The organism is Streptomyces virginiae (assembly GCF_040638905.1).
Lineage (GTDB): Bacteria > Actinomycetota > Actinomycetes > Streptomycetales > Streptomycetaceae > Streptomyces > Streptomyces virginiae_B.
In genome coordinates this window covers 106970-124681 of sequence record NZ_JBEZYV010000008.1, presented here as the reverse complement: position 1 = coordinate 124681, position 17712 = coordinate 106970, and the positions used below count along the sequence as shown (strand labels likewise).

At 72.7% G+C, this 17712-nt stretch carries 11 protein-coding genes; 3 read left to right on the top strand and 8 right to left on the bottom strand.

Annotation, left to right across the window (positions count from 1 at the left end; genetic code table 11):
* Positions 1 to 5 precede the first annotated feature (5 nt).
* Genes AB0F82_RS14095 through AB0F82_RS14075 form a run of 5 tightly spaced genes read right to left on the bottom strand, consistent with a single transcriptional unit; the run spans position 6 to position 6170 of the window.
* Positions 6 to 1307 carry an MFS transporter gene (locus AB0F82_RS14095; RefSeq protein WP_362626855.1) on the bottom strand — a complete coding sequence of 434 codons (1302 nt, stop codon included), beginning with the start codon at positions 1305 to 1307 and terminating at the stop codon, positions 6 to 8.
* Between the two features lie 13 nt (positions 1308 to 1320).
* A complete protein-coding gene (locus AB0F82_RS14090; protein ID WP_362626852.1) occupies positions 1321 to 2574 on the bottom strand; it encodes an aspartate kinase in 1254 nt (417 codons plus the stop codon).
* Positions 2575 to 2626: 52 nt separating this feature from the next.
* On the bottom strand, positions 2627 to 3445 hold the full coding sequence (locus AB0F82_RS14085; RefSeq protein ID WP_362626849.1) for a homoserine O-acetyltransferase/O-succinyltransferase family protein: 819 nt from the start codon (positions 3443 to 3445) through the stop codon (positions 2627 to 2629).
* On the bottom strand, positions 3442 to 4821 hold the full coding sequence (locus tag AB0F82_RS14080; protein ID WP_356810231.1) for an aspartate aminotransferase family protein: 1380 nt from the start codon (positions 4819 to 4821) through the stop codon (positions 3442 to 3444). Before AB0F82_RS14080 ends, AB0F82_RS14085 begins: the two co-directional genes overlap by 4 nt.
* 11 nt (positions 4822 to 4832) lie before the next feature.
* Entirely contained in the window at positions 4833 to 6170 is a 1338-nt protein-coding gene (locus AB0F82_RS14075) for a lysine N(6)-hydroxylase/L-ornithine N(5)-oxygenase family protein (protein ID WP_362626845.1), read from the bottom strand.
* 435 nt (positions 6171 to 6605) lie between these two features.
* Here AB0F82_RS14075 and AB0F82_RS14070 point away from each other — a divergent pair, with 435 nt between their 5' ends.
* The 3 genes from AB0F82_RS14070 to AB0F82_RS14060 all read left to right on the top strand — a co-directional run bounded on the left by AB0F82_RS14070 (position 6606) and on the right by AB0F82_RS14060 (position 12465).
* Positions 6606 to 9725, top strand: coding sequence for an AfsR/SARP family transcriptional regulator (locus AB0F82_RS14070; RefSeq protein WP_362626842.1), 3120 nt, complete (start codon positions 6606 to 6608; stop codon positions 9723 to 9725).
* A 158-nt stretch (positions 9726 to 9883) separates the two neighbouring features.
* A complete protein-coding gene (locus tag AB0F82_RS14065; protein WP_362626839.1) occupies positions 9884 to 11797 on the top strand; it encodes a RiPP maturation radical SAM C-methyltransferase in 1914 nt (637 codons plus the stop codon).
* Positions 11794 to 12465 carry a DUF5825 family protein gene (locus AB0F82_RS14060; RefSeq protein WP_362626836.1) on the top strand — a complete coding sequence of 224 codons (672 nt, stop codon included), beginning with the start codon at positions 11794 to 11796 and terminating at the stop codon, positions 12463 to 12465. Before AB0F82_RS14065 ends, AB0F82_RS14060 begins: the two co-directional genes overlap by 4 nt.
* Before the next feature lie 33 nt (positions 12466 to 12498).
* On the opposite strand, the gene AB0F82_RS14055 is transcribed toward AB0F82_RS14060, so the two are convergent.
* The 3 genes from AB0F82_RS14055 to AB0F82_RS14045 are packed head-to-tail and all read right to left on the bottom strand — an operon-like array spanning position 12499 to position 17680.
* A complete protein-coding gene (locus AB0F82_RS14055) occupies positions 12499 to 14595 on the bottom strand; it encodes a protein kinase domain-containing protein (RefSeq protein ID WP_362626833.1) in 2097 nt (698 codons plus the stop codon).
* Positions 14596 to 14618: 23 nt separating this feature from the next.
* Entirely contained in the window at positions 14619 to 16811 is a 2193-nt protein-coding gene (locus tag AB0F82_RS14050; protein WP_362627134.1) for a protein kinase domain-containing protein, read from the bottom strand.
* Positions 16811 to 17680 carry a serine/threonine protein kinase gene (locus AB0F82_RS14045; protein ID WP_362626830.1) on the bottom strand — a complete coding sequence of 290 codons (870 nt, stop codon included), beginning with the start codon at positions 17678 to 17680 and terminating at the stop codon, positions 16811 to 16813. Before AB0F82_RS14045 ends, AB0F82_RS14050 begins: the two co-directional genes overlap by 1 nt.
* Positions 17681 to 17712: the final 32 nt, after the last annotated feature.

The following is a 17712-nucleotide window of genomic DNA, read 5'->3' as shown; positions in this document are numbered from 1 at the left end:
CGTGACTACGCGACGCTTGTGGGCTGGTCCACGTCGACGGGACCCTGGGGCATCTCCCGCAGCCGGTAGACGGGCGAGAAGGTGATCCACGCCGCCGGCAGCGCGATGCCCGCGACGCCGACGGCCAGGGCGGTGCGCAGCCCGAATACGGAGGCCAGCGAGCCGGCCAGCAGCGCGCCGAGCGGGATCGTGCCGTAGAGGATGAGCCGGTAGCTGGCGTTCATCCGGCCCAGCAGGCGGGCCGGCGTGACGGTCTGGCGCAGGGTGAGCGAGTTGACGTTGAAGACGGCCAGGTTGAATCCGTGCACGGCGAGCGTCGCGCCGAGGACCGTCAGGGAGAGCAGGCCGGTGCCGCCGGGCACGAGCAGCAGTACGGGTGACAGGCAGGCCAGCAGCGTGACCAGGCGCAGTGCCGGGCCGAAGCCCAGGCGCTTGCTGATCCGTCCGGAGAACGTCGCGCCCAGCAGTGCGCCGACCGAGCCGGCGCCGACGACCAGGCCGAGCTGGAACGGGCTCAGCTCCAGTGTCCTGACCGCGTAGACCAGGAAGACGGTCGTCATGACGTTCTCGAACAGGTTGAACACGGCCGACTGGGTGGCCAGGTGCCGCAGGATGCGGCTGCCGACCACAGTGCGGAGGCCCTCGGCGATGTCGGCGCGTACCGACTTCGGTTCGGCGGGCTGCTCGGGTTCGGCCTCCGGCCTGCGGATCCACCACAGGGCGACGGCCGAGGCCAGGTAGGTGGCGGCGCCGACGGTCAGCGCGACGGGCGCGGTCAGCGCGCCGACCAGGAAGCCGGCCAGCCCGGGGCCGGCGATGCCGGCCACGGAGTAGCTGGCCGTCATCTTGCTGTTCGCGTCCGCCAGGTCGTCCTTGTCGACGAGTCCCGGGATGTAGGAGAGGATCCCCACATCGAACAGGACCGTCGCCACGCCGGCCATGAACCCGACGGCGTAGAGCCACGGGAGCGAGAGCACGCCGAGCAGGTGGGCGAGCGGCAGGGCGCCGATCAGCAGCACCCGGACCGCGTCCGCCGCGATCAGGGTCGGCTTCCTGCGCCGCCGGTCGAACCAGACTCCGGCCAGCAGGGTCACCAGTACGTACGGTGCGAACCTGGCGACGTTGAGCAGGCCGATCTGGAACGCGCTGGCGTTCAGGGTGATGACCGCCGCCAGCGGCAGCGCGATGTCGGTCACCTGCGAGCCGACGAGGGAGACCGTCTGCCCGCTCCAGAGTTTGACGAAGTCCTGGTTGGCGAGGACGCCGCGTCGGCCCGCGGTGTCCTGGCGCCCCTGCGTGGTGGTCAATGCTCCCGCCTCCTCAGTTGGCCAGGGCCACGCCGACGGGCTGCGGGGCCGCAGCGTCGGTGTGCAGGCCGAAGGCGCTGTGCAGGACCCGGGCGGCCTCGTCGACCGCTCCGGAGGCGACGTGGCAGGAGACCCGGCTGGGGGTGCTGGTGACCAGCACCGGCCGGATCCCCGTGCTTTCCAGGGATTCCAGGATCCGCAGGGTGACCTCGGACCGGTTGCCGCAGGCGTCCCCGGCCACGCTCACACTGCCCAGCTCCTCGTCGTGGACCGCGACGGCGGCGCCGATGTCACCGAGGGCGGCGATGACCGCCTGCGGTTCGGCTCCCGGCGAGGTGAACCGGAGTTCGCCCGGGCTGCCGATGATGGATCCGACCGGCAGGCCGTGGCCGGCGAGGGCCGCCGACACCTGTGCGGGCGTCAGGCCGTCGACCTGGTAGAGCGGGTCGTGCCGGCGGTGGGCGACGCCGATGATTCTGGCCGTCTCGAACATGTCGTTCTCCTCCCTGACTTCTGTGATCCACGTGCCGGGTTCGCCGGTGAACGAGGAGCGGACGTGGATGGCGACACCGTGGGCCGCCGCGAGCTCCACCGCTCGCGGCTGCATCACCTGGGCGCCCGCCTCGGCCAGCTGGAGCATCGCCTCGTGGCTGAGCCGGTCCAGGCGCCGCGCGTCGGGGACCACCCGGGGGTCGGCGGTGAAGACCCCCGCGACGTCGGTCCAGATGTCGCACTCGGGCAGCCCCAGCGCGGCCGCCACGGCGATCGCCGAGGCGTCCGAGCCGCCGCGGCCCAGCGTGGTGACGTCACCGTCGTCGGTGACGCCCTGGTAGCCGGTGACCAGGACGATCAGGCCCTGTTCCAGGGCGGCCACGATCCGGGCCGGGTCGATGGACTGCATACGGGCGTTGCCGTGCGCGGTGTCGGTCAGCACTCCGGCCTGGCGGCCGTTCAGGGAGACGGCGCGCTCGCCCAGCTCGTGCACGGCGATCGCGGCGAGTGCGCACGACATGGATTCCCCGACGGCCAGGAGCGCGTCCAGCTCCCGGGCGTCGGGCTGCGCCGTGAGGACGTTCGCCATCTCCAGCAGGTCGTCGGTGGTGTCCGACATCGCGGACAGGACCGCGACGACGTCCGCCCCCGCGCGCCTGGCCTCCACCAGCCGCTGGGCGACCCGGCGCAGCCGGTCCATGTCGCCGACCGAGGAGCCGCCGAACTTCCACACCACCGGGCGCAGCGGGCGTCCGGACGGGCTCGTCGCGGACACGGGTGACTCGGGTGACTCGGGTGACACAGGTGACACTGGTCCTCCCCGTCCTCTAGCGCGCGGCCGACTGGTCGCCGACCAGCCGCACCCAGCTCGCGAAGAACGCCAGACTGTGGCTGCGCCACAGCCGCAGCGGCTGGTCCAGGTCGACGCCGACCGGTGCCCGTACGCCGGGCACCTGCTGGTCCACGTCCCTGCGGTACTCCTCCGCCAGCCGCGAGCCGTAGTACTCGGGGTGACCGGTGTGCATGAGGACGGAGTGGTCGTAGGACTCGGCGATCACCGTGCCGGCGCCCTCGGCCCGGGCCAGGGCGCGGACGGTGGTGCTGGCGTCCAGCGCCTTGTCGTCGAAGCCGGCGAAGCGGCTGTGCGTCGACCAGAAGCGGTCGTCGAGGGACGAGGCGACGGGGCCGTCCTGCGCCAGCAGCTCCGTCTCGTACATGCCGGAGATCTTGGCGCTGTAGATGTCCTTGGGCAGCCCGTAGACCAAGTGGCCCACGCCCATCGCGCCCCAGCACAGGCCGAGCAGCGGTGATCCCTGCGCGTGGACGTCCTGGACCATGTCGTTCAGCTCGTCCATGAACCGCACCTCCTCGAAGGGGAGGTGCTCCACCGCGGCGCCGCTGACGATCAGGCCGTCCAGCGGCGCGTCGGCGGTGGCCTCCTTGTAGGTGCGGTACGTCGCGGCGATGCGGGCCGGGTCGTCCAGGTGGTAGCGCCGGGAGGAGATCCTGATCCACTGCAGTTCGAACGGGCCCGCAAGGGACAGCTGCGGCAGCAGCCAGTTCTCGTACTGCTCCGCGTTCGGCATCAGGTTGACGATGCCGATCCGCGGCAGTCGGCCGGCTCGTCCGGACACGATCGTGCTCATCGGCCGGCCTCCGCGGCGAGTTCCGCCTCCAGCGTCGTGAGCGCGTCGCGCAGGATCGCCACGGCGTCGTCGGCGACCTCACGGGTGATGTTCAGCGGCGGCAGCAGCCGGACGACGCTGTCGCCCCGGCCGCCGAGCTCGACGATCAGGCCCCGGCGCAGTGCCTCCTGCTGGAACCTGGCCGCGACCTCGGTCGCGTCGGCCGTCGGCGCGGCGGCCATCTCCATGCCGAGCATCAGGCCCAGACCGCGTACGTCGGAGACCAGGTGGCTGGTGCCGAGCTGCTCCAGCTCGCCGAGCAGGTGGGCACTGACGGTGCGGACGTGCGGGAGCAGCTGCTCGCGCTCGACGACGTCCAGGAAGGCGTTGGCGCTGGCGAAGGCGAGGTTGTTGCCGCGGAAGGTGCCGATGTGGCTGCCCGGCGTCCAGGTGTCCAGGTGCCCCCGGTAGAGGATGGCGGCGACCGGCAGCCCCATCCCGGACAGGCCCTTGGAGGCGACGACGACATCGGGGGTGATGCCGTACTGCTCGAAGGCGAACCAGGTGCCGGTGCGGCCGCAGCCGGTCTGGACCTCGTCCACGATCAGCGGGATGCCGAGTTCGCGGGCGGTGTCGGCGACCCGGTGGACGAACTCGCGGCGGGCCGGGATGGCGCCGCCTTCGCCCTGGACCAGCTCCATGATGATCGCGGCCGGCAGCTGCACCCCGCCGTGGGTGTCGGTCAGCGTGTTCACCAGGACATCGGCGCAGTTGGTGCTGCAGGTCTTGGGAGCGAGGCCGACCGGGCAGCGGTGGCAGTAGGAGTAGGGGGTGAAGTGGATGCCGGGCAGCAGGTTGTGCAGACCGGTCTTGGGCGCGTGCTCCGAGGTGAGGGACATGGCCCCCTGGGTGGAGCCGTGGTAGGCGCCCTGGAAGACCACGACCTGGCCGCGGCCGGTCGCCTTCTTGCACAGTTTGATCGCGGCCTCGACGGCGTCGGAGCCCGTGGGCCCGCAGAAGTGCATTTTGTAGTCGTCCCGGATGTGCTCCGGGAGCATCCCGATCTGACGGCGTTTGAACTCGTCGCGCACCGGGGTCGGGAAGTCGAGGCCGTGCGTCAGTTTCGGCAGCTGCGCGGTCACGGCCGCGACCAGCTCGGGGTGGTTGTGGCCCAGGGCGAGGACGCCCGCGCCGGAGAGGAAGTCGATGTAGCGGCGGCCGTCGACGTCGGTGATGTAGGACCCGGACGCCTCGGCGATCGCGACCGGGATCCGGCGGGGGTAGGTACGGGCGTTGGACTCGGTGGCCGCCTGGCTGTCGAGCAGCACGCGTCCGTTGGGTCCGGGCTGGGTGAGGTCGACCGCCGGTCTCGGTGAGGTCGCTTCGAGCGTCTGCATGATCGTCTCTCTCAGATGTCGGAACCGGACGCCTGCGCGGCGACCAGGTCGGCAGCGCCCTGTTCGGCGACCAGGCGCCGCTCAAGGCTTTCGACGATGGCCTGGGAGCGCAGCGCCAGCAGGCTGAAGGAGCCCGCGTCGCCGAGCCCGTGCGTGGACTCGCACAGCCCGTTGACGAAGATCGGCGGCACCTCGCGCTCGAAGGCCGGGTGCGGGACCACGCCGTAGTCGTAGCCGACGGACAGCGGCCGGCCGTCCGTCACGCCGAGCACCTGCGTGAGGTCCTTGAGCAGCGGCGGCAGCTGCTCGGTCCGGCCGGTGATCCCCAGGTCCAGGTAGCCGGTGGCCAGGACGACGCGGTCGGCGTGGATGCGCTCGCGCTCACCGGTGATGTGCTCGGTGAGGTCCAGCGCCACGCCCTCGGCGGTGCGCTCCACGGCCTCGACGCGGCGGTTGGTGCACAGGCGTATGCGCTCGCGGCCGTCCAGCTCGTCCTCGTACATGCGCATGTACAGGGCGCTGACCACGTCCGCGTCGGCGGCGGAGTAGTTGGTGGGCCGCAGCTGGTCGCGCAGCCGCTTCTTGCCCTCCTCCGACGCGTGGAAGTAGTACTCGACGAACTCCGGGAAGTAGACCTCCTCGGAGAAGGGGCTGGTGTCCTTGAGCCGGTAGCCGAAGCCGGTCATCACGTTGACGATCCGGGCGGCGGGGAAGCGCGCGATCAGGTCGAGCACCACCTCGACCGCGCTCTGGCTGGCGCCCACGACCGCCAGCGTGCCGTCGAAGTCCCGCTCCAGGCCGGCGATGTTGGGGAGGAACTGGGAGGTGTGGAACAGGTGCGGGGCCGGCACGCCGGAGAAGACCTCGGGGACGTTCGGGGTGCGGCCGGGAGCGACCACCACGGAGCGCCCGCGGTAGGTGGTGCCGTCGGCGGTGCTGACCTCTACGAGCGGGCCGTCGCCGGTCGCGGTCACGTCGATGCCGGTGACCTCACGGCCGTAGTCCACGTCCGCCCGCACGGTCTGCGCGACCCACTGGACGTAGCGCGCGTACTCCTTGCGCAGCGGGTAGTGGGAGGGCAGGTTGAGGTGTTTGAAGAGACGGCCCTGCTCGTGCAGGAAGTTGGTGAACGTGTACCGGCTCCGCGGGTTGCGCGGGGTCACCAGGTCACGCAGCGGGTTGTTCTGGATGTCGGAGCCGTCCAGGAGCATGGCGCGCTGCCAGTAGGGGCCGGGCTCCCGCTCGATGAACTTCACCCGGGCCTGCGGCCACAGTTCCTCGAACGCGACGGCGACGGCGACGTTCGCTGGTCCGTATCCGACGCAGAGAACGTCATAGGCATCGTGCACGCTGATCCTCCAAAGTTGAAATGGCACGGGCATGCCGGCGGCATGCCGGCTGGGTCACGGACGGGAGACCGCCTGCACATCCGCGCAAGCGCCGTCGGAGTACGGCCCGGCCGCATGGCGGCCGGCGAAGAACGCGCCGTCGCTGAGGGCCCCCGCTGCGTGCGGGACCGTCCACCCTGCGGCTTCCGGGCCGGTGAGGTCGCTTGCCGGCGCGAGGCCGGCGGTGTCCGCAGCCGCACCTTCGGTGTCCGCATTTCTGGTCATTTGAACTGCAGCTTCCGTCGGCGTCCGGGATGTAATGAGCTTTTCACTCACCGCTACCGGTTGGCTTCCGCCGGGCTTCCGACCGTGCGGTATCGTCCAGAAACGCAGGTCATCAGGTGGGGGGGGCGGTGCCCCGTGCGCGTAAGGCGGACGGGGCCAGGAGGGAGCTGAGTGACATTCGAGTTCCGTGTTCTCGGGCCGATCACGGCATGGCGTGACGGACTCGCAGTCAGACTGAACGGGCGCAAGACCAGATCGGTGCTCGCCGCGTTGCTGCTCCGCTCCGACCACGTCGTCCCGGTGGAACGACTCGTCGCGATCCTTTGGGGGGAATCGCCACCGCCGACCGCCGTGGCCCAGATCCAGAAGTGCGTGTCCCAACTGCGCGGAGAGCTGGGCCCGGAGCTGATCATCCGATCGGGCAACGGCTACCGCCTCCAGCTCGGCGACCACCGGTTCGACCTGCGGACCTTCGACCAGGCCGTCGCGGACGCGAGGGCCGCGCTCGGCCGGGACCGGCAGCTCGACGCCCTGGAGGCGTACTGCGCCGGGCTCGCCCAGTGGCGGGGGGAGCCACTGGCCGACGGCACGGAGGAGCTGATACGGACGGAGTCGCCGGCGCTGGAGGAGCGCCGGATCGGCGTCCTCATGGAGCGCATCGAGGCGGAGCTGGCCCTGGGCCGCCACGGCGAACTCGTCAGCGAACTCAAGGCGCTGGTGGGGGAGCACCCGCTGCGGGAGCGGCTGCGCGGCCAGCTGATGCTGGCGCTCTACCGCTGCGGCCGGGTGGCCGACGCCCTCGCGGTCTACCAGGCCGGGCGCACCCTCATCGCCGAAGAGCTCGGCCTGGAACCGGGGGGCGAGCTCCAGCGCCTCCACGAGGCGATCCTGGTCGGCGGCCCCGGCCTCGACCTGCCCCGCAAGGCGCCCGACGCGGCGCCCGAGCGCGTATGGTCGCCCATCGTCCCGGTCGTACCGGCCCAGCTCCCGCCCTCGATAGCCGACTTCACCGGGCGCGCCGACCAGGTCAGCCGCATCCGCGAGACGCTGACGACGGGGGACAAGGAGTCACTGGCCCTCGTCGCCCTCTCGGGCAAGGGCGGGGTCGGCAAGTCCACCCTCGCGGTGCAGGCCGCGCGCCGCGTGGCCGAGCAATTCCCCGACGGACAGCTGTACATACGCCTGCGCACCGCCGACACCCGGCCGCTCGACCCCCTGGTGGCGCTCAAACGCTTCCTGCGCGCGCTCGGCGTCGGCGAGGAGGGCATCCCGGACGACCTGGAGGAGTGCAGCGAGCTCTTCCGCAGCCGGACCGCCTCCTCCCGCATGCTGATCCTGCTCGACGACGCCGTCAGCGAGGCGCAGGTCAGACCGCTGCTCCCCGGCTCGCCCGGCTGCGTCGTCCTCATCACCAGCCGGCCGCGGCTCACCGGCCTGGAATCCGCCACCCACGTCGACCTCGACGTGTTCAACGCGGAGGAGTCCGGGGCGCTGATCGAACGGATCGCCGGGCGGCACCGCGTCGTCGGCGACGAGGCGACCACGGCGGAGATCGCCCGGCTGTGCGGCTACCTGCCCCTCGCCGTCCGGATCGCGGCCGCGCGGCTCGCACAGCACTCCCAGGGCGGCATCAGCCGGTTCGCCCGCCGCCTCGCCGACGAGCGGCGGCGACTGGACGTACTGGTCTCCGGCGACCTGGAGGTACGGGCCACGCTCGCGACCGGCTACCAGGAGCTGGGGCCGCGCGAGCGCGAGGCGTTCTGTCTGCTGGGTCTGATCGACGCGCCGGACTTCGCGTCCTGGTTACTGGCGCCGCTGCTGCGCATCACCATCGACGAGGCCGAGGACCTGATCGAGGAACTCGTCAGCACCCAGCTCCTCGACGTCATCGGATGCGACGTCGCCGGGCAGACCCGGTACCGCTACCACAACCTGGTCCGCCTGTACGCCAAGGAACGCGCCCAGGCCGAGTACTCCCAGGCGCAGTGCCGCGAGGCGCTCGCCAGGGTGCTGGACGGGTGGCTCACCCTGTCCACCACGGCGGCCCGGCGCATCGCCGGTGAGCGCTCCCAGGAGTGGCCGGCCGCGGCGCGGGGCACGGAACGCTACGACGGTTTCGACCGGTCCGATGTCGACTACATCGTCGAGGACCCCTACCTCTGGTTCGAGGCCGAGCGCCCGGCACTGGCCTCCGCGGTCGCGATGGCCTGCTCGAACGGGTTCGGCCGGATCGCGTGGGAGCTGGCCGACAGCACGACCGGCTTCCTGGAGCTGCGACACCTCTACGACGACTGGGAGGCCGGCCACCGCCTCGCCCTGGCGGCGGCCGACGCCGACGGCGACACCCTGGGGGTCGGCGTCATGTCCCTGCGCCTGGCCAACCTGCGGTGCATCCGCAGGGACCCCGAGGCCGGCCTGGAACTCGTCGACCGGGCGGGCGCCGTCTTCGACGGCCTGGGCATCGACGCCCTGCGGAGCGAGTGCCGGGTGATCCGCGCCGGGGCGCTGCGCGCGCTGGGCCGGCTCGGACCCGCCCTCGCCGAGGTGGTGCGGGCCACCGAACTGGCCCAGGACTCCTCCAGTCGGCTCGCACAGGCGCTCGCCGCCCGCGAACTGGGCACGATCCGTTACGAGCAGGGCCGTTGGGAGCTGTCGTCGGACGCCTTCCAGGAGGCGGTCCGCCTCGGCCGCCTGGCCGGCAACCGGCGCGAGGAGGCCCTGGCGTTGCGCCACTGGGCCGTCGTGCTGCGCCACCGCGGGGAGCTCCAGGAGGCGAGGGAGAAGGCGGAGACCGCCCTCGCGGCCTTCCACGAACTGGGGGACCGCCCCTACGAGGCGTTCAGCGGTCTCACCCTCGGTCTGAGCCTGCTGGAGCTGCGCGATCCGTCCGCCCGGCGGTTCATCGAGGAGGGGCACGCCGTCCTGCGGGACATGAACCTGGAATTCGGGATGGGCGAACTCTTCTACGTGCTGGCCTCTCTGGAGCTCGCCGACGGCCACATCGACCGGGCCGTCGACCGGCTGGCCCAGTCCATCCGGCTGCTCGGCGCGGAGCCCGTCCACCACGTGCTGCTCTCCGCCGTCGAGCTGCTCTGCCGGGCGCTGGAGGCCGAGGACCGGGCGGCCGCCCAGGTGCTGCGCCTGGAGCTCACCGAACTGGCCGCGTGCATCGGCACCCCCGCACCGGCCCGCCGCATCGATTCGATCCTCGCCCTGGCCGCACGCAGAGTGACCGGAAGGAATCCGGTAGTGACGCTGTCTAGAGTTCCGGTTCTGCAACCGCTCCACTGACCACGGAAACGGACGGCGATCCATCGTGAAGAAGACCACCATCGTCAGCGACCCACGCGCGAGGGCCGCGGGCAAGAGATCCGGCACGGACGTCATCGGCGTGCGCAGGACCCTTGCGGTGGAAGGACTCTGAGAAAGGCCGGAGGGCTGCTCCTCACATGCGTGTGACTCTGGTGAACATGCCGTGGGCTTCCTTGGACACGCCGTCCCTCGCGCTGGGGATCCTGCACTCCCTCGGCCGCTCCCATCGGGCGGACGTGGAGACGGTGAACGCCAACCTGGACTTCTACGACTGGGCGGCGGAAGCGATCGGACTGAGCGTCGAGGACTACGAGTTCTTCGCCAGCCACGCGTACTTCGAAGGCTATGGGGACTGGGTGTTCTCCGGCGCCCTCCACGGTGTTCCGGCGTGGCGGGTGCGTGAATTCGAGGAGCGGATGGCGCAGGGTCTCAGCCCGCACCTGCGGGCCGTCACCCTGGCCCTGCACGAGGCGTCCGCGCGGTTCGTCGAGGAACTGGCCGCGCGGATCGCCGACACCCGGCCGGAGGTGGTGGGCTTCACCACCACGTTCCAGCAGAACACGGCCGCCCTGGCCACGGCCGCGGCGATCAAGAGGCTCTCGCCGGGCACCGTCACGGTGCTCGGCGGCGCCAACTGCGACGGCCCGCAGGGCGCGGCACTGCACCGGAACTTCCCCGCCGTCGACTACGTGGTACGCGGCGAGGGCGAGCGCGCCTTCCCCGCGCTGCTCGGCGTGGTCCGCGGCGAGGTGGAGCCCGCGACGGTCCCCGGGCTGTGCTGGCGCCGGGCCGACGGCGCGCACCGGGCGAACGCGATGACCCGCCTCCCGCTCCCGCCGGGCGAGTTGAAGCAGCCGGACTACCGGCCCTACTTCACCCGGGTGCAGACGTCGGCGGCCCGCTCCAGGATCGAGCCGAAGCTGGTGCTGGAAGGCTCGCGCGGATGCTGGTGGGGGGAGAAGCACCACTGCACCTTCTGCGGACTCAACGGATCGTCGATGGCCTTCCGCAGCAAGGCCCCCGAGACGTTCCTGAACGAGATCCTGGAACAGACCCGACGCCACCAGGTGCTCGACGTCCTCGTCGTGGACAACATCCTCGACATGGGATACCTGCGGAGCGTGATGCCCGCTCTGATCGAGCGGGGCCACGACCTGCGGTTCCACTACGAGATCAAGTCCAACCTGCGCTACCGCCACCTGCAGACGCTCGCCGACGCCGGCCTCGTCCAGGTGCAGCCCGGCATCGAGAGCCTGAGCAGCCGGGTCCTGGGACTGATGGACAAGGGCGTCACCGGCTGCCAGAACGTGCGCCACCTGCGGGACGCGCAGTCCGCGGGGCTCTTCGCCACGTGGAACTACCTCTACGGCTTCCCCGGCGAGAGGGAGCGCGACTACACCGACGTGATCCGGCAGTTGCCCGCCCTCGCCCACCTCACCCCGCCGGACGGCGTCACCCGCATCGAGATCGAGCGGTTCAGCCCCTACTTCGACCGGCCGGAGCTGGGCTTCGCGCCGCTGCGGCCGGCGTCCCACTACGCGGTCGTGTACGACCTGCCGGAGGCGGAACTGTACGACCTGGCCTACCTCTTCGACGCCCCGCCCGCCGGCATCGGCGAGACCGCCGCCAAGCAGCTCGCCGCCGCTGTCGAACGCTGGCGCGACCTGCACCTCCACAGCAGCCTCACCCGCTGCGACATCGGATCGAGAATCGTGCTGACGAACCGGCGGGAAGACTTCGGCTGGACGACGCGGAGCATCACGGACCCCGTCGAGGTGGCCGCGTTCCGTCTCCTGGAGGACCCGCGGAGCCCGCAGTCGCTGACCCACCGGCTCGGCGCCAGGTTCAACGCCAGCGTCTCCGCGGCCCGGGTCGCCGAACTGCTCGCGGAGTGGGGCGAGGCCGGCCTCCTCTACGAGGACGCCAACCGGTACGTCCACGTCGTGCCCCTGGGCACCAACGCGGAGCTGACCCGTCTCGGCGGCTGCGCCCCGGACCTGACCCGGGACTTCGCCCGGGCCCCCGGCCCCGCCTACGAGGACGCCTCGTGATCGCCGCCCGCAAGCCGGTGATCGACCTCTGGCGGGACTACCGTGACCACGCGCGGACGCTCCCGGGCATGCACCTCGGCAGCGTCGCCGTCGCCGACGCCGCCGTGGACGCGGCGCACACCGCTCGCGAGCTGTACCGCACGGGCGTGCGCAGGGCCGAGTTCAGCACCTTGGTGGACCTGTCTGCCGCCGCCGAGCCGATCTGCGCCGTACGGATCCTGGACCTGGTCCGGGAGCTGACCGCCTGGGGCGTCGTCGTCGACTGGCGCGTGCGCCTGCCCGCCGCGGGGTCGTGCCGGTCCGGCCCGTCGGCGTTCACGCTCAGCCATCTCTACCCGCCGTCCGGGATCGAGGGACCGGACGACGCGGCGGAACTCCGCTCCGCCTGGGCCGAGGGTTTCTTCCTCGGCAAGTGCCTCGTCCGCAAAGGCCCCGGCTTCCTGGAGATCCGCGACCACCGGGCCGGTGTGCTGAACCGGATCGTGATCGACGAACCGGACTACCTCGCCGGGGTGGAGGCGGTCCGGTCGGCCCCGACGGCCGACGGCGTCGCCCCTCATGTCCGGGCCGATCTCGCGGCGGAGTCCCTCCTGGTCGGCGTCGGCGACCTCTGGTGGTGGGCACCGCACCGCCCGCACCGCTGGCCGCAGCCGCCCTTCCGGGTCTGACCCGCCGCCGACCGGGCCCCCGCTTACGCGGGCTCAGAACACGGGCAGGGCGGCCAGCGTCGTGCCGTCCATGAGGAACACGCGGTTCGCATCCCCCGTGATCCAGTAGCGCTCAGGGTTCTTGATGATGCGGAAGACCCACGGCGTCCGGTTCTCGGCCGACAGGTCGACGACGTTGATGCCCGCCTCCGTCCTGTTGACGGTGACCGACCACAGGCCGTTGCCCTGGACGACGAGCGGGCTGGGCGGGTCGCATTCGAGGAGACCCCCGAAGTTCCAGTCCGTTCCCCGGCCGGTCCGGAGGTCCAGGCGGAGGGGGAGCGTCAGAACCGTCGCGTACACGTGGTCGCCGTGGATGGTCGGCGGGCCCCAGAAGACCGGGGCGCCGTTCGGCGGCTTGGGGTTCTCGGCCGTCCAGAGCTCCTTGCCGTCGACGACGTCGACGACGGTGAGGTTCTTGCCGGTCACGCACAGGGTGCGGCCCGACACGGCGACTTTGGCCCGGCCGTTGGCGGACTGCTTGCGGCGGTCCCATGCCGTGCGGCCGTCGGTCGTGTCGAGGGCGACGACGGTCCCGTCCGCCGCCGTGACGACGAGCCGGCCCTGGGCCGCCAGGCCACGGGAGGCGGCCTCCTTGCCGAGGTCCGCGTCGACGGAGGCGGTCCAGCGGATCTTGGCATCGGACCGGCCGATGCTGCGCACCCGGCCCTGCTTGGTGATCACATAGACGGCCTCGTCGTCCGCGGCCAGGAGGGAGGCGGCCTCGGCGGGAGCCGTCCACTTCGGCTCGCCGGTCGAGGCGACGAAGGTCACGAGGGTGCCGTCGCGGTCGGCTGCCGCCACCAGCCGGTCGGAGAGGGACAGGTAGCGGTGGGTGGCCACGACCTCCCCGGCCGACCACCGGAGGGTGCCGTCGGTGACGCTGCGCGCCTCGATGCCGCCCTTCGGCGCGCCGACGATGACGACGTCCCGCACGGGCAGGGGCGCGGGCGCGTCGGCCGAGACGGCCGAGGAGACGCTCCAGAGCGGTTCGGGCGTTTCGCCGAGCACGTAGTCACCCTTCTTCGCGTCCAGGACCGCGGCCGTCGGGGTCGGCACGGCGGGCGGGATGTCGAAGGGACCGGGCCGGCTCGCCAGGCCCCACCAGGCCGCGGCGCCACCGCCGACCGCCAGCACGGATCCGCCGACCGCCAGGCCCGTCAGCAGGCGGCGCCGGGAGACGGGGCGCGGTGCGACCGCGCCCGGCACGGTGGTCAGCCGGTGCAAGCCGTGCTCCCGGGCCGTGATGTCCTGCGCGATCGCTCCGTGGCGCCAGGCGCGTTCGGCTCCGAGGGGCGGGGCGGAGGACCGGACGAGCTGGTCCGGCAGCGGCCGCGACGCCGGGTCCTTGGCGAGGCACGGGCCGATCAACGGCTGCAGCGCGGGCGGTACGCGGTCCAGGCGCGGCTCGCCGTGGACGACCTCGTACTGCACGGCCGCGACGTGCGAACCCTCGTACGCGTGCCGTCCGCTCGCCGCGTACACCAGGACCGCGCCCAGGGAGAAGACGTCGGCCGGCGGTCCGACGCGCTGCCCGAGGACCTGCTCGGGCGCGCCATAGCCCGGGGTGACCGGGACCTGGCCGGTGGCGGTGAGGGTGAGGCCGTGTTCGGGGCGGGCGATGCCGAAGTCGATGACGCGCGGGCCCGTCGCGGTGAGCACGATGTTGGCGGGCTTCAGGTCCCGGTGGACGAGGCCGGCGCCGTGGATGTCGCGCAGCGCCCCGGCGAGCGCCGCCGCCAGGGCCCGGACGGCAGGCTCGTCCAGCGGCCCGTGGGAGCGCACGGCGTCGGCGAGGGTCGGCCCGGTCAGGAACTCGGTGGCGATCCACGGCCGCCCGCCCTCCGTCCGGGCGTCCAGGACGCGGGCCACGGACCCGCCGCCGACCGCCTGGGCCATCAGGGCCTCGCGGACGAACCGCGCGGTGAGGTCCGGGTCGTGCGCCAGGTGGGGGTGCAGCACCTTCACCGCGGCGGCGTGCCCCTCGCCGTCCTGGCCGACGTAGACCTTGCCCATGCCTCCTTCGCCGAGGACGGCGAGGATGCGGTACGGGCCCAGTCGGATCGGGTCTCCGGATTCCAGGGGCTTCATGGGGTGTGAGGCTTTCTGTGAGCTCAGGCGAGGGGGTACGCGGCGACGTATTCGCCGCCGATGGCGATGAGCCGCTTGGCGGCCGGGTCGGCGAAGTACCGCGCCCTGGCGGCTTTGAAGGGACGGCTGAGGGCGCCGGTCCGGATGTCGGCGGCCACCAGCGCGGACGAAGCGCCGTCGTAGGCGTACACGTACGAGATCCCCACCGCGGGCGGGGCGGCGAGGTCCTCGGCCCTGACCGTGCGGGTCTTCTCCGCCCATCGCAGGGTGCCGTTCGCGGCGTCGAGCGCGACCATGCCGCGGTTCTCCTCGACCGCGTACACCACGCCGTCCTTGACGGCCGGCGGGCCGAACCGCGCCGTCGGGGTCTGTCCCGCGAAACGCCAGGCCGCCTTGCCGTCGGCGAGGCCCAGCGCCACGAGTTCACCCGCCGACGGGTAGACGTGCCGGTCGTCCACGGCCAGGTGGGCCCGGTTCAGGACCGGCTGCGGGCTCTGGAGCGGCTTGTCCCACAGGGCCCGGCCCGTCAGGGCGTCGTGCACGACGAGGCGCGGCTCCCGCTCCGCGGACTGCTGGACGAGGACCAGGTGCCCGCCCACGGCCCGGGCGGACAGGAAGTGCAGGTGGGGGGACCCGGCGGGGCGGGCGGGCAGCGGGACCTCCCAGAGCTTTCCACCGGACCGGGTGTCCACCTTCAGCAGGAACCACGTCTGGTCCTTGCCGAAGCCGTCGCGGGTGTGGGTGCCGCGGCCTCCCACCAGGTAGACGGCGTCGCCGGTGGCGCAGAGCAGCTGGGTTCCGTAGAGGATCGCCCGCAGGTCCTTGAGCTCGCTGAAGGGGGCGTTGATTTTGCCGGTGGCCGGGTCGACCGTGGAGACGCGCAGCGGGTCGGCCTCGTCGAGGGTGTAGTCGGCGGCGTAGATCTTCGTGCCGTCGGTGGCGGTGCGGCGCATGAAGTAAACCGAAGGGTCGGGCCACTTGGCCGCTCCCGTCGCGGGATCCAGACCCTTGACGCCGTACTCGCCGACGACGAGGAGACCGTCCAGGGTGAGCGGGGCGGGCGGGATGAGCGGGTCGGCGTAGCTGACGGGCTCCTGCCAGAGCAGGTCCCAGGCGGGTGCCCCCGCAGTGGTGGCGGGCGATTTGGGGGCGGTGGGGTCCTGGCGGCCGAGCCAGGCCCAGGCGCCGGCCGCTGCCGCCCCGAGTACGCAACTCCCGCCGAGCGCGAGCAGCCGGCGGCGGGAAATACCGGAGGGCGATGGGGGAGGTGACTGGTCGCTGCTCGGGAGGGTCGCGGCGAGGGCGTGCTCCGGCGGGGCCGGGAGGCGGTGGGGCGGGGTGTTCCAGGCACCGCCGACGCGGCGGGCGATCTCCATGAGGAGGGCCGCGGGGAGGTGGCCGGCGAAGCCGTCCCGCCCGGGGTGCAGCAGGGCGGCGAGTTCGCCGGTGGTGGGCCGGCCGGCGGGGTCCTTGTCGAGGCAGCGGGTCAGGACCGGCAGGAGGGCCGGCGGGACTCCGGTGAGGTCGGGTTCGGCGTGCCGGACGCGGTACATGAGGTCGGCGTGGCTGCCGCTGCCGAAGGGGCCGTGGCCGGTGGCCGCGTAGGTGAGGACGCCGGCGAGGGCGAAGACGTCGCCGGCGGGCGTGTGTTCGAGGCCGGTCGCCTGCTCGGGGGACATGAAGGCGGGCGTGCCGGCGGCGGTGCCGGTGCGCGTGAGGCGGTCGTCGCCGAGGGCGCGGGCGATCCCGAAGTCGATGACCTTGGGACCCTCGGCGGTGATCATCACGTTGGAGGGCTTGAGGTCGCGGTGGACGACGTCGGAGGCGTGCAGCTGGGCCAGCGCCGCGCACAGCAGGGCACCCAGGGCGCGTACCGCGGGCTCGGGCAGCGGTCCCGCGACGGAGACGGCCTCGTCGAGGGGCGGGCCGAGGACGTACTCGGTGGCCAGCCAAGGGGTTTCGGCGAGCGGATCGGCGTCGAAGACGCGGGCGCCGTGGACGGGGCCGATGACGCGGGCCGCGTCGACTTCGAGGCGGAAGCGGGTGCGGACGGCGGGATCGGTGGCGATGTGGGCGTGCATCGTCTTCAGCGCCGCCGTGCGGCCGGTGGCCGAGCGGGCGAGATAGACGGTGCCCATGCCGCCGCTGCCCAGGCGGGCGAGGAGGCGGTAGCCGCCGAGGGCGTGGGGGTCGTCGTGGGTGAGCGGGGCGATCATCAGAGGGCGGTCCGGGGGGCGGGGGCGGGCAGTTCGGCGGCGAGGAGCTGCGCCGACTGGCGTGCGAGCGCGGTGACGACGGATGCCGGCAGGGGCATCGGGCCGCCGTCCGGCTCCGGGTGGGTGAGGAGCTGGAGCTGGTGTGCCTGCGGACGCCGGGCGGGGTCGCGGGAGAGGCAGGCCGTGACCGGCTCGCGGAGGAAGGCGGGGAGCTCGTCGCGTTCGGGGACGGTGTGGCCGGTCGCGGCGTACGCGAGTACCGCCCCCAGCGCGTACACGTCGCCCGGCGGCTGCGGCCGGCCGCCGGCCGCCTGCTCCGGGGCGAGACTGCCGGAGTCGAGCCCCGGCAGGCCGCTGCGCGGTACGCCGTCGGGGGCGGCGGCCCGTACGGCGCCGAAGCAGCTCAGGCGGGGCCCGTCGGTGGTGAGCAGCACGGTGGCGGGGGACAGGCCGGCGTGCGCGACGCCCTGCGCGTGGGCGGTGGCCAGCGTCCGGGCGAGAGCCGCGCCCAGCGCCCGTACGACGGGGTCGGGCAGCGGCCCGCCGTGGGCGCGCAGGGCGGCGGGCAGCGGGAGGACGGGCACGTACGGGCCCGTGCACCAGGGGAGTTCCGCGGGGCCACCGCCCACCTCGCCGACCGTCAGGAACCCGGGTATGGAGAGCCTGCGCGCCCCCTCGGCCTCGATGGCCCAGCGGGTCAGGTCGGTGTCGGGGCGGGGAAGCCGGGCGAGAAGGGTACGGCCGTCCCCGTCGGCACTGCGGACGACGAACCGCCGCTCGGCAGCGGTGGTTTCCGGCTCGGCGTCGAGCCGCGCCAGAGCGATGTACGACCCGACCCGCAGGGGGTCGCCATGACGCAGCGCTTCCATGCGCGATCCCTCCCCGTGTGTGTCGATCTCCG